The following is a 12,487-nucleotide window of genomic DNA, read 5'->3' on the forward strand; positions in this document are numbered from 1 at the left end:
GGTCAGTAGCTCTCCACCGCGTTGACCCGGCCCGGCCAGTAGCGCTCGCCGGGTGCCGGCACGTAGTGCTCCCACCGGGGCTCGTCGCCGGTCGGGTGGTCGCCGAGCACGGTGATCCGCTGCCCGCGCCGCAGCCCGTCGTAGTCGTTCACGGCGTAGTGCTGGGTGACCCGGTTGTCCCACACCGCGACGTCCCCGGTCCGCCACCGGTAGCGGCAGGTGAACTGGGGACTCTCGGAGAAGGTGAACAGGTGCTCCAGCAGCGCGTCGCTCTCGTTGCGGGTCAGCTGCGGGATGTGCGACGTGAACAGCCGGTTGACGTACAGCGAGCGGCGCCCGGTCTCCGGGTGCACCCGGACCACCGGATGCTCGGCCCGGCTGGTGAACTCGGTGCCGATCCGGATGACGTGGATGGCGGTCAGCCCGTCGAGCAGGTCCCGCATCGGCGCGGAGAGCGCCTCGTAGACCCGGTACTGGTTGGTCCACATGGTGTCGCCGCCGACCTCGGGCAGCTGGATCAGGTGCAGGATCGAGGCGATCGGCGGGCTCTGGTGGAACGTCATGTCGGTGTGCCAGACGTCGACCTTGCCGCCGTCGGCGGAGTCGATGACGACGATCTCCGGGTGCCCGTCCAGCCGGGGCAGGTACGGGTGCAGCTCCACCTCGCCGAAGCGGCGGCCGAACGCGACGTGCGCCTGCGGCGTCAGCCCGGTCTGGCCGGCGAGGAAGACCACCTGGTGCTTGAGCAGCAGGTCGTGGATCAGCGCGAAGCCCTCGTCGGTGAGCGTGTTCAGGTCGATGCCGTGGACCTCGGCGCCCAGCGCGCCGGAGACGAGCCGGACCTCGGCCGCGATGGATGTGGTCATCGATGATCCCTCCGGTCTGCGCGCCTGCGCTGGCCCGCGAATTGTTCCACGTCCATGAATGTCCTCACCAGCCGTCGTCGTTGACTCACCCGCCGTACGCCTGGAAGCATGCGCACCGGCGGGGGCGGCGGTGCCGGCCCGCGACGCGGGAGGAGGCGCCGGTGTCGATCGATGCCCCGATCGAGGGTGACGCGAGGGAGCGGCTCGACCGGCTCACCGACCTGGCCACCCCGTTCGCGGTGCGCACGGCGGTGACGCTGCGCGTGCCGGACCGGATCGCCGCGGGCGTCACCGGTCTGGGTGAGCTGGCCGACGCCTGCGGCGCGGACGCCGCCGCACTGGGCCGCCTGCTGCGCTACCTCGTGCACCGGGGCGTGTTCGTCGAGGTGTCGCCGGACGTGTTCGGCCTGACCGACGTCGGCGAGCTGCTCTGCGACCGCGACGGCGGCGGCCACGGCGCCTACCTGGACCTCGCCGGGCTCGGCGCGCGGATGGACCTGGCCTGGACGGGCCTGCCGCACGCGATCCGCACCGGCGGGCCCGGGTACCGGGAGGTGCACGGGCGTGACTTCTGGGCCGACCTCGACGCCCACCCGGACCACCGTGCCTACTTCGACGCGCTGATGCTCAGCCAGCAGCGGTTCACCGCGCCGGAGGTCGCCGCGCTCTACCCCTGGCACGAGGCCGGCCACGTGGTCGACGTGGCCGGCGGCGCGGGCGGGCTGCTGCGGGAGGTGCTGGGCGCCCATCCGCACCTGCGGGGCACGCTCGTCGACCGCGACGAGCCGGTGGCCACCGCCGCCGCGACGTTCGCCGCGTGCGGGCTGGCCGACCGGGCCGAGACCGTGGTCGGGGACTTCTTCGCCCCGCTGCCGCCCGGCGCCGACGTGTACGTGGTCTCCCGCGCGCTCACCGACTGGAGCGACGCCCACGCCACCGCGATCCTGCGCCGCTGCGCCGAGGCGGCCGGGACCACCGGGCGGGTGCTCGTCATCGAGGTGCTGCCGACGATGCCGCACGTGCCGCACCTGTCGCCGTACGACCTGCGGATGCTGGTGCTCGTCGGCGGACGGGAGCGCGGGGTGCCGGAGTTCGCCGCGCTGGCCGCCGCCGCGGGTCTGGCGCCCCGGCGCACCTACCGCGGTACCGACGGGCTGACGCTCATGGAGTTCGCCGCCGGCGCCTGACCCGGCCGGGGCGGGTCGTACCTGTCCGGTGCCGTCCCGTGCGCCCGAACATTGACGTATATGCATCGACATGGCGGCCGTGGGTCAAACGGCGGATTTCTCGGTGCTTCGGTCAATGTGCTGAAGAATGCTGTCACGACATTTGCGGCCACCCATGTCCATGCGCATTTATCAATGGTTGTTCCGGGGAGGGCCTACCGGTAACGTCTCGCGTGGCGACTAGCCGATCCCTGGCGAAAGGGTCGACGCGTCATGACGGTTGCTGGCTCCACGCGATATCCGCCCTTCATCGACGACCTGGCCCGTAGCGAATCGGGGCGGCTGCTGCGCGCCGAACTCGGCCGGCGGTGGCCGGAGACGTCCGACCAGCTCGACGCGATCGTCCGCTACGCGCTGCTGCCGGCCGGAAAGATGCTCCGCCCGATGATGACGCTGCACGCCGCCGAGGCGGTGGGCGGATCGCCACGGGACGTCCTCGCCGCCGCGCTCGGCACCGAATACCTGCACGTCGCGACGCTCGTGCACGACGACATCATCGACGCCGACACGCTGCGCCGCGGCCGCCCGGCGGTCCCGGTCGCGTACGGCATCCCCGGCGCCATAGTGGCCGGCGACCACCTCATCTTCCACGCCTTCCGGGCGATCGTGGAGAGCGGCCGGGCCGTCCCCGCGGCCTCGGTCGTCGCCGCCGTCACCGCGCTCGCCGAGGCCGGTCAGGACCTGTGCCGGGGCCAGGCGCTGGAGGAGCGGCTCGTCGGCGACCTGGACGCGGGCGCCCGCTGGTATCCGGAGATGATCCGGCTCAAGACGGGCTCGCTGTTCCGCGCTGTGTGCCACATCGGCGCGCTGCTCGGCGGCGCCGACCCGCTGCTCTCCGCCGCGCTGGCCCGCTACGGCGAGCACCTCGGCACCGCGTTCCAGATCCGCGACGACCTGCTGTCCTACCTGTCCACCCCGGAGCAGACCGGCAAACCGGCGACGAGCGACCTCAACAACGGCCGGCCCACGCTGCCGCTGCTGCTGGCGTACGACGCGATCGGCGACGCCGCACGGGTGGAGCTGCTGGCGGTGCTGCACCGCCGCGGCGCCGGCCCCGGCGACGTCGAGTGGGTCACCGCCCTGCTCGACGACGTGGGCGCGGTCGCCGGCGCCCGGCGGCGGATGGTGGAGCACGCCGAGCGGGCCCGCGCCGAACTCGCAGCGCTCACCCCGTCCGCGAGCGCGGACGTGCTCACCGGCATCGCGGCCTGGATGACGAGCGAGATGGCGTGAGCACGGCCGGCGCCGTGCGAGCACTGCGGGCCCACGTGGAGACCTGGCGGCCCTACACCCTCTGGTACGTCGGACTGGTCGGCCTGGCCGGCGCCGCAGTGGCCGGTGGCCGGCACGACCCGTGGCTGCTGCTGTCGGCCTGGGCCGCGCCCACCGCCGGCTGGCTCGGCGGCCACTACCTCGGCGACTACTTCGACCGGGACCTCGACGCGGGCAGCAAACCGCACCGGCCGATCCCGTCCAGCCGGCTGCGCGCGGGCACGGCCCTGTGGTGCGGCAGCGCCTGTTTCGCCGCGCTCGGCGTCCTCGCCGTGCTGGACGGATGGGGCACCACGCTGGCGGCGCTGCTGGCCGGGTGCGGCATCGTCGCGTACAGCAGGTGGTTCAAGGCCCGGGGGATCGCCGGCAACCTGGTCCGCGGCGCACTCGGCGCGGTCGCGCTCGGCTACGGCGCGCTCGCCGCCGGGATCGCGCCGGACCGCGCCTGGGCGGTGCCGGTGCTGCTCGCGCTCGTCGTCGCGTTCTGGTCGCACGACGCCATGTCCAACCTGGTCGGCGCGCTGCGCGACATCGACGGCGACCGCGCCGGCGGCTACCGCACGCTGCCGGTGGGCCGGGGCGTGCCGGTGGCCGTACGGACCGTGGTGGCGCTCTACGCCGTCACGATCGGTGCCGCGGTGACCGCCGGACTGCTGGCCGGCACGGGCACGCGGATGGCGTACCTGGCGACTGTGCTCGTCGTCCTGGCCACCGGCGTCGTCGCGCTGGCCCCGCTGGTGGCGCGCCGCGACGGGATGCCCGTCCTGGTGGCGCTGCGCGCCCACTCGGTCCTGGTCGTCGAACGGGTCGTGCTGGCCTCGGCGGCGGTCGGGCTCGGCCTCGGCGTCGCCGTGCAGCTCGCGCTCGCGTTGCCGATGGTGCTGCTGACCTGGCTGGCGCAGCGCGGCATGCGCGTCCGGCACGAACTCGGCCCGCCGGTGGCGGGCCTGACCCTCGCCACCCGCAGTCGACTGCCGCTGGAGGACGCGCCATGACCGCTGTGACCGCCGAGGCCGTCGGGAAGGCCCTCACCGACGGCGCCGAGGCGCTGCTCCGCCGCCGCCGCCCCGACGGCGCCTTCGGCGACGACCCGCCCGCCTCGGTGCTCGGCACCGCCGGCGCGGTCGCCGCGCTGCACGCCGCCGACCCGTCCGGTTGCGCCGACCTGGTCGACGCCGGAACCGCCTGGCTGCGCCGCGCGCAGCACGACGACGGCGGCTGGGGTGGCGTCGTGGGCGCCGGCACCGCCGTCGTACCCACCGCCGTGGCGGTCGCCGCGCTGGCGCTGAGCGCACCGGCGGACAGCGCCGACGCGATTGCGGCGGGCCGCGCCCGGCTGGCCGCGCTCGGCGGCGTCGACACCATCACCGACCCGGCGATCTCGCTGCTGTGCCGGCAACTGCTCACCATGGCCGGGATGACCGCCGAGGCCGGCCCGCTGCGCCGGCTGCCGCTGGAGATCGTCCTGTTCGACCGGGTACGCCGGCAGCACCTGTCGTTCCGTACCGCGCCGTTCGTCGGGCTGGCCCTGATGCAGGCCGGCATGCTGCCCGCGGGCCGGCTGCGCCGGGCCACGCTGCGCCGCGCCCGTCCGGCGGCGGTACGGCTGCTGCGGTCCATCCACGACCACGAGGGCCGCACCGGCGCGCTCAGCGAGGACCCGTGGCCGGCCGCGCTCGTCCTGCTCGGCCTGGCCCGCAGCGGCGAAGCCCCCGACATCGCCCGCGCCGTCGTCGGCTGGCTGCGCCGCGCGGTCCGCCCCGACGGGTCCTGGGACGCGGTCACCAACCTCGACCTCACCCGATCCGGGTACGCGGCGACCGGGCTGATCGCGGCCGGCTACGCCGACGACCCCCGGCTGCACGCCACCCGGGAGTTCCTCCACGCCGCCCGCAAGACGGAGGCGTTCGAGGTGCTGGACGTGCCGCCGGGCGGGTGGAGCTACTCCAACGCCCGGGGCTGGCCGGTCACGCTGGAGTCCGCCGAGATCCTCTCCGCACTCGCCGGACTCCCCGGCGCCGGCACCGACCCGGTGCTGCGCCAGGGCCTGGCGTGGCTCGTCGGCCGCCAGGACAGCCGCGGCTCGTGGAGCCTGTGGGTCCGCGACACCCGGCTCGCCAACGACGGCCCCTGCCCGGCCATCACCAGCCAGGCGATCCTCGCGCTGCACGACGCCGGGCACCCGGACGACCACCCGGCCATCGCCCGCGCGGCGGCCTGGCTGCTGACCCGGGCCGCGCCCGACGGCACGTTCGAGAACCTCTGGTACCGCGACCACACCTCCGGCACCGCGGTGGTGGTCGCCGCGCTGTCCCGGGTCGGGCACGCCCGGCACGAGGTGGTACGCCGCGCGGCCCGGTGGCTGCGCGACACCCAGTTGCCCGACGGCTCCTGGGGCCCGGGCGACGGCAGCGGCGGCACCGTCGAGGAGACGTCCTGGGCGGTGCAGGGCCTGCTCGCGACCGGCGACCCGGACGCCGCCGGGGCGGTGGACCGGGGCGTCGCCTGGCTGGTGGCCGCCGCCGGACCGGACGGCGCCTGGCCCGCCGCCCGGGTCTGCAACTACATCCGCCACCACATGCGCTACCCGAACGCGGTGATCACCCAGGCGCTCGCGCTGCGGACGCTCGGCGAGTACCGCAGGGCCGCCGCCGCGCGGTCCGGCGCCGCACCGGGCGCGGTGGCCCGATGACCGCCGACGTGGTGGTGGCAGGCGCCGGCGCCGGCGGGCTGGCCTGCGCCCACGCGCTCGGCGCGCTCGGCCTGCGGGTGCTCGTGCTCGACCGGCAGCGCGCTCCCGCGTCGATCGCCAAGGGCGAGATCCTCCAGCCCGAGACGGTCCGCATCCTCGACTCCTGGGGCGCGCTGGACGCCCTGCGGGCCACCGGCGCGCGGCCGGTCGGGCGGCTGGCCATCCGCGACGCGTGCGGCGAGCCGCTGCTCTGCCTGGACTACGCCGGCCTGCCCGGGGCGTACCGGCAGATCCTCTGCGCCGACTACGGCGACCTGCGCGCGGTGCTCGCCGGCCGGCTGCCGGCCACGGTGGAGGTCCGGTGGGGCGTGCGGGTGACAGGCGTCCGGCGCGATCACGACGGGCGGATCGACGGCGTCCGGGTCGTCGCGGACGGCACCGAGCGGGACGTCGCGGCGCCGCTGGTGGTCGCGGCCGACGGCATGTCCTCGCCGCTGCGCCGCGCGGCCGGGATCGGCGTGGAACGCCGGGAGTACCCGCACGGCCTGGTCGCCTTCGACGTGGACGGCGCCGAGGTGGCCGACGAGGTGTCCGCCTACCGCACCGCCCGGGGGCTCTGCCTGGTCTACCCGCTGCCGGGCGGGCGGTGCCGCCTCTACGTGCAGGTCACACCGGACGAGTTCCGGGGGCGCGTGGACCTGGACGCGTGGTGCGGGCGGCTGCTCGCCGACGTGCCGGCGATCCGTCCGTTGGCCCCGGCCGTGCGCGCGAGCCTGCACCGGCGCCAGTTGCTCGCCGTCTACCGGCTGCGCAGCGCGCGCCTGGCCGTACCGGGGCTCGCGCTCGCCGGTGAGGCCGCCCACGCGGTGCACCCGATGGCGGCCCAGGGCGTCAACAGCTCCCTCGGTGACGCCGAGACGCTCGCCACCTGCCTGGCCGCCGAGGGCGGCGCGCCGGAACCGGCCGCCGTGGACCGGGCACTGCGGGCCTTCGAGTCGGCCCGGCGGCGCCGGCTCGACCACGTCGCCACCGTCAGCCACAACGCCTCCCGCATGATCACCGCCGTGTCCGGACTGCCGAAGCTGCTCGGCGCGCGGATGATGCGCCGCACCGCCGCCAACCCCCGGCTGCTCGGGCTCACCGCCGGCAACCTCTCCGGCACCGACGTGCGGCCGCTGTCCGCCGTCGACCGGCTCTACCAACTGGGGCTGCTGGCCGACCGGCACGCGCACACCCCGTCCCCACCGGTCCCGTCGGAAAGTGAGCGATGATGACGCCTGCCACCGCCGTCGGGACGCAACCCCCGGCCGACCTGTCCATGAACGAGACGCCCTACCCGCCGCTACCAGGGATCCGGCGGGTGGTCGCCGACGCCGCCGCGACGCTCCAGCGCTATCCGGACCGCACGTCGTCGGCGCTCGTCGCGGCGCTGTCGGCGCGGCTCGGTGTCGGCCCCGAGGCGATCCTCGTCGGCCCCGGCTCGGCCGGGCTGTGCCAGCACCTCGTGCAGTCCCTCGGGCCGCGTCCGGACGTCGTCCACCCGGCCCTGTCGTTCGAGGGCTACCCGCTGATCATCGGCAACGCCGGCGCCCGCGCGGTGCCGGTCCCGATGGACGGGTACGACCACGACCTGCCGGCGATGGCGGACGCGGTCACCGACCGGACCCGGTGCGTGCTGCTGTGCAACCCCAACAACCCGACCGGTACGGCGCTGCTCCGCGACGACGTCGAGGCGTTCCTGGACCGCGTCCCGGCCGACGTGCCGGTGATCGTGGACGAGGCGTACCGCGAGTTCGTCACCGACCCGCGCTCACCGGACGGGATGGACCTGTACCGGGCGTACGACAACGTCTGCGTGCTGCGTACGTTCTCCAAGGCGTACGGCCTCGCCGCGCTGCGCGTCGGGTACGCCGTGGTGCCGCCCCGGCTCACCCGGGCCGCCGCGCTCACCGGGGCGGTGTTCTTCCCCTCCGCGCTCGCCCAGGCGGCCGCGGTGGCGAGCCTGACACCGGAGGTGGGCGCCGAACTGACCCGGCGGTGCACCGACCTGGTGGCGGCGCGTACCCGCCTGATCGGCGCGCTGCGCGGCGTCGGGCTCACGGTCGCGCCCAGCGAGGCCAACTTCGTGTGGCTGCCGCTGGGGGAGCGGGCCGTGCCGTTCGCCGAGCGGGCCCGGGAGGCGGGCATCCTGGTGATGGCGCTACCAGGCGCCGGAGTCCGGATCACCGTCGGCGCTCCGGAGGCGAACGAGCGGCTGTGCGCGTTCGTCCGCGCCGCGCTCGCCGACGGGCTCTGACCGGCCCGCCGGTGCCAGCGCGGCCACGCTCAGGTAGCCCAGGCCGGGCTCGTAGTCGGCCACCACCACCGGCCGGGGACGCGCCGCGTCCGCGGCGAGACGGTCCAGCAGCGCCCACCAGACCCCGGTGGACGGCTGCCGCTCCGGACCGGTGGTCACCGCGCCGCCGCCGGGGCCGGGCCACACGGCCGCGAGGTCAGCGCCGAGCACGACCGCGACATCGGTACGCCCGGCCGTCAGCTCGCGCACCTCGGCCGCCGCGAGCGCGGCCACGTCGCTCGCGCCGACGTCCGCGTGCTGGCGCAGCGCGGTCACCCGCACCCCGCGCGCGTCGCGGCTGCCGCTGGTGCCGGTGCCGGTGCCGGTGCCGTAGAGCATGGCCACCGCCCGGTGGCGGGCCGGTACGGGCACCGTCGCGTCGTACGGCAGGACCGACTGCTCCACGGTGACCAGCAGGGCGCGGCGGCAGCCGTAGTCGCGGGCGATCCGCAGCCCGGTGAACGCCGCCGCCGAACCCTGGTCGCAGAGCGCGAACGACATCGGCGTGCCCGGGCACACGTGACTGAGGTACGCCGCGGTGGCCCGGCCGGGCAGCATGTCGTGCACGGCGAACGCCAGCACCAGCAGGTCCACCGGCTCGTCCGGCGGCACGAGCGCCGGGATCAGCTCGGCGGCCATCTCCCCGTAGGACTGTCCGAGCGCCTCCGACGGCGCGTCGAACAGGCCGTCCGGCACGCGCAGCCCGTACGGCCCGGTCAGGTCCGTCAGGTAGCCGGCGGTGCGCTCGCGCAGCACGGGATCGCCGAGCAGCGCGGCCGGGCCGGTGACCGTCTGACGGGCGGCCCGCAGCAGGCGGAGTCCGCTCTCCACGGTGACCACCGCCGCTCAGTGCTCGAACACCATGGCGGCGAACGTCGCGCCGTCCCCGGCACCGACCGCCGCGACCAGGTAGCGGTCACCCGGCCGGAGCAGGTCGCGTTGCCGGGCGGTGCGGTAGTTGACGAACGCGTCGGCGCAGAACACGTGACCGGTCTCGGTCACGTTGTCCAGCAGCACCCGGTCCAGCGGCAGCCCGATCAGCCGGCACAGCCGCTTCCAGGTCATCAGGTTCACGTTGTGCGGCAGCACCAGCCGCAGCTCGGACAGCGCCGTCCCGGCCCGGTCCAGCGCGCGGCCGATCACCTCGGCCAGCGCCGGCCGGTACGCCCGCTGGAACCGCGCCGGGGACTCGCCGCCTGCCACGTCGAACTCGCCCCGCTGGTGGCAGGCGTACGCGAGCAGCCGGTCCCGGCCGCCACCGGCGCTGAGCAGGCAGGCCGAGGAGCCCTCGCTGAACACCGACGTCTCCGGGATGAACTGGGCGTCGCGGGTGAACGCCTTCTCCCCGGTGAGCACCAGCGCGAGCGGCGGGCCGTCCGGCGTGTCCGGTTCGGACGCGAGCAGCCGCCCGGCCACGTCGATCGCGGCGAGCGCGCTCGCGCAGGACTGCTGGGTGAGCGTGAACGCGAGCGCGTGGCTCAGCCCGAGCGTGCGGCACACCTCGTGCAGAGGGTTGACCGGATAGGGGGTGACCACCGGGAACGCCCGCCCGTACACCACGAACCGCACCCGATGCCGCAGCGTGGGCAGCGCGGTGAGGCCGCCCGCCGCGCGCAGCAGCAGGTCGGTCAGGGACAGCGCGGGATCGCGGCGGACCTCGGTCAGGCCGTGGAAGCGGCCGAACAGGCGGACCTGCATGTCGGTCAGGCCCAGCGGCGCGGCCAGGCTCTCGACCGGCACCCGGCGCTGCGGCAGGAACACCGAGACGGCGTCGATCGCCGTCATACGCGTACCGTCACGACACGGATCAGATCAGTGACACAGGTGGATGTCAACGCGCGTGCGATCATATCGACGTGGCTCGCTTCCTGTTCGTCGTGCTGCCGGTGGAGTCCCATCTGCACGCCCCGGTCGCCATCGCCCAGGCGCTGGAGGCGGCCGGGCACGAGGTGGCCTGGGTCGGGCCGCGCAGCGACCTGCGCCCGCTGGTCGGCCCGGACGCCGTGCTGTTCCCGACCGGCAAGCGCTACTACCGGCCCGACGGCGCGTCCGGGGCGGCTTCGGTGCGCAGCCTCTGGGAGGGGCACGTGCTGCCGGCCAACCGGTTCATCCGCGACGCCGCCGACGCGGCGGTCGAGCGGTACGAGCCGGACGTGGTGGTGGCCGACCAGTACGCACTGGCCGGCGCGCTCGCCGCGCACCGCCGCGGGCTGCCGTGGGCGACGTTCTGCGTCGGCATGCTGGAGCTGACGCCGCCCACCGGGGAGATGCCCGAGTTCACCGACTGGGTACGCGCCCAGGTCCGCCGGGTGTGGGCGATGACCGACGTCCCCGTGGACGAGACGATCGACCTGCGCTTCTCGCCGTACCTCGTGATCGGGCTGACCACGACGACGCTGACCGGCCCGGCGCCACTGCCGCCGGGCTGCGTGCTCACCGGGCCGGCACTGGGACGGCGGCCGAACGCGCCCCCGTTCGCCTGGGAGGCGTGGGATCCCGGCCGCCGGCACGTGCTGGTCACCGTCGGCACGATGGCCGAGCACCTCGCCGCCGACTTCTTCCGGCGGATGACGGCGGCGACCGCGCCGCTCGCCGGCCGGGTCCAGGTGATCCTCACCGCCGGGCCGGGCCTGGTGCCCGACCCGCCGCCGCACGTGCTGGTCGCGCCCCGGGTGCCGGTGCTGGAGCTGATGCCCCGGCTCGACGCGCTGGTGTCCCACGGCGGGCTGGGCACGGTGTCCGAGGCGCTGGCCCACGGCGTACCGGTGGTGGTCGCGCCGATCCGGCACGACCACCCGGCGGTCGCGCGTCAGGTGCGGCGGGCCGGCGCCGGCCTGGAGGTCGCCTTTCACTCGGCGACCCCGGCGGAGCTGACCGCCGCGCTGAGCGCGGTGCTCGACGAGCCGGCGTACCGGGCCGGGGCGCGCCGGGTCGGTGAGTCGTTCGCGACGGCCGGCGGCGCGCGGGCGGCGGCGGCGCACCTCGCCGCGTTGGCACGGACGGCTCCCGACGCCTGACGCATCGACCGTTGTCCAACCGTCGGCGCGGAACTAGCCTGACCTGACGCACCCGCGCCGGCGTCGTGCCGCACGAGGAGGCTCGATGATCGAGGCCACCGGCCTACGCAAGTCCTTCCGGGTCGGACGCGGGCGCGGCGCCACCACAGTCGACGCCGTGCGCGGCGTCGACTTCGCGGTACGGCGCGGCGAGATCGTCGGGTTCCTCGGCCCGAACGGCGCCGGGAAGTCCACCACGCTGCGGATGCTCGCCACGCTGATCCGGCCCAGCGGGGGAGCGGCCACCATCGCCGGGGTCGACCTGCTGCGCGCGCCCGCGCAGGTCCGGCGACGGATCGGCTTCGTGGCACAGGCCAGCGGCACCTACGACGACTCCACCGCCCGGCGTGACCTGGTGCTCCAGGCCCGCATGCACGGGCTGTCCAAGTCGGTGGCGCAGGACCTGGCCGTCGGCGCGATCCACGCGTTCCAGCTCGACGACTTCGCCGACCGCAAGATCAAGACGTACTCGGGCGGGCAGCGCCGCCGCCTCGACGTCGCGCTGGGTGTCATCCACTCGCCGCAGGTCATGTTCCTGGACGAGCCCACCGCCGGGCTCGACCCGCCCAGCCGGGTCCGGATGTGGCAGGAGGTACGACGGCTGCGCGAGGAGGGCATGACCATCTTCCTCACCACGCACTACCTGGACGAGGCCGACAGCCTCTGCGACCGGGTCTCGATCATCGACGCCGGGCGGATCGTGGCCGAGGGCACCCCGTCGGCGCTCAAACGCGAGATCTCCGGCGACGTGGTCGCCGTCGACTTCGCCACCGCCGACGTCGCGGACCAGGCCGGCGGCGATCTGCCGGCCGCGACGAAGCTGCTGGCCGAGGCGCCGTACGTGCACGCGGCCGAGCCGGTCGACGGCACACTGCGGCTCTACGTGGACAGCGCCGCCACCGCCATCCCGCAGATCATGCGGGCGCTCTACGACAGGGGCATCGAGCCCGGCGCGATCGAGGCCCGCCGGCCCAGCCTCGACGACGTGTTCCTGGCCAAGACCGGCCGGTCGCTCGCCGAGTGACCGGACGCCGAGAGGA

Annotated in this window: 11 protein-coding genes; 8 read left to right on the forward strand and 3 right to left on the reverse strand. The window is 75.3% G+C overall.

Annotation, left to right across the window (positions count from 1 at the left end):
* Positions 1-2: 2 nt before the first annotated feature.
* Complete coding sequence (locus SM452_RS05595; protein ID WP_194799059.1) at positions 3-866, reverse strand: TauD/TfdA dioxygenase family protein; 864 nt, start codon at positions 864-866, stop codon at positions 3-5.
* Positions 867-1,027: 161 nt separating this feature from the next.
* On the opposite strand from SM452_RS05595, the gene SM452_RS05600 reads away from it, so the two are divergent.
* From SM452_RS05600 to SM452_RS05625, 6 genes are all read left to right on the forward strand, one after another.
* Positions 1,028-2,053: a methyltransferase gene (locus SM452_RS05600; RefSeq protein WP_463839414.1), complete on the forward strand. Its 1,026-nt coding sequence runs from the start codon at positions 1,028-1,030 to the stop codon at positions 2,051-2,053.
* A gap of 252 nt (positions 2,054-2,305) precedes the next feature.
* Positions 2,306-3,325, forward strand: a complete 1,020-nt coding sequence (locus SM452_RS05605) for a polyprenyl synthetase family protein (RefSeq protein WP_366619478.1) — start codon at positions 2,306-2,308, stop codon at positions 3,323-3,325.
* Positions 3,322-4,359, forward strand: coding sequence for a UbiA family prenyltransferase (locus SM452_RS05610; protein WP_262011932.1), 1,038 nt, complete (start codon positions 3,322-3,324; stop codon positions 4,357-4,359). The genes SM452_RS05605 and SM452_RS05610 overlap by 4 nt, the downstream gene beginning before the upstream one ends.
* On the forward strand, positions 4,356-6,056 hold the full coding sequence (locus SM452_RS05615; protein ID WP_463839415.1) for a prenyltransferase: 1,701 nt from the start codon (positions 4,356-4,358) through the stop codon (positions 6,054-6,056). The genes SM452_RS05610 and SM452_RS05615 overlap by 4 nt, the downstream gene beginning before the upstream one ends.
* On the forward strand, positions 6,053-7,327 hold the full coding sequence (locus SM452_RS05620) for an FAD-dependent oxidoreductase (RefSeq protein ID WP_463839416.1): 1,275 nt from the start codon (positions 6,053-6,055) through the stop codon (positions 7,325-7,327). Before SM452_RS05615 ends, SM452_RS05620 begins: the two co-directional genes overlap by 4 nt.
* Positions 7,327-8,352 (forward strand): aminotransferase class I/II-fold pyridoxal phosphate-dependent enzyme, encoded by a 1,026-nt coding sequence (locus SM452_RS05625; RefSeq protein ID WP_463839417.1) that lies wholly within the window; start codon positions 7,327-7,329, stop codon positions 8,350-8,352. The genes SM452_RS05620 and SM452_RS05625 overlap by 1 nt, the downstream gene beginning before the upstream one ends.
* On the opposite strand, the gene SM452_RS05630 is transcribed toward SM452_RS05625, so the two are convergent.
* A complete protein-coding gene (locus SM452_RS05630; protein WP_463839418.1) occupies positions 8,257-9,222 on the reverse strand; it encodes a 2-hydroxy-acid oxidase in 966 nt (321 codons plus the stop codon). The genes SM452_RS05625 and SM452_RS05630 overlap by 96 nt on opposite strands.
* Positions 9,223-9,237: 15 nt before the next feature.
* Complete coding sequence (locus SM452_RS05635; RefSeq protein ID WP_463839419.1) at positions 9,238-10,176, reverse strand: 3-oxoacyl-[acyl-carrier-protein] synthase III C-terminal domain-containing protein; 939 nt, start codon at positions 10,174-10,176, stop codon at positions 9,238-9,240.
* 71 nt (positions 10,177-10,247) lie between these two features.
* On the opposite strand from SM452_RS05635, the gene SM452_RS05640 reads away from it, so the two are divergent.
* The gene (locus tag SM452_RS05640; protein ID WP_463839420.1) at positions 10,248-11,408 is read left to right on the forward strand and encodes a glycosyltransferase; all 1,161 of its coding nucleotides are present in this window, start codon (positions 10,248-10,250) and stop codon (positions 11,406-11,408) included.
* An 85-nt stretch (positions 11,409-11,493) separates the two neighbouring features.
* Positions 11,494-12,471 carry an ATP-binding cassette domain-containing protein gene (locus tag SM452_RS05645; protein WP_463839421.1) on the forward strand — a complete coding sequence of 326 codons (978 nt, stop codon included), beginning with the start codon at positions 11,494-11,496 and terminating at the stop codon, positions 12,469-12,471.
* Positions 12,472-12,487 lie beyond the last annotated feature (16 nt).

This window comes from Micromonospora sp. SYSU B005, from assembly GCF_055362685.1.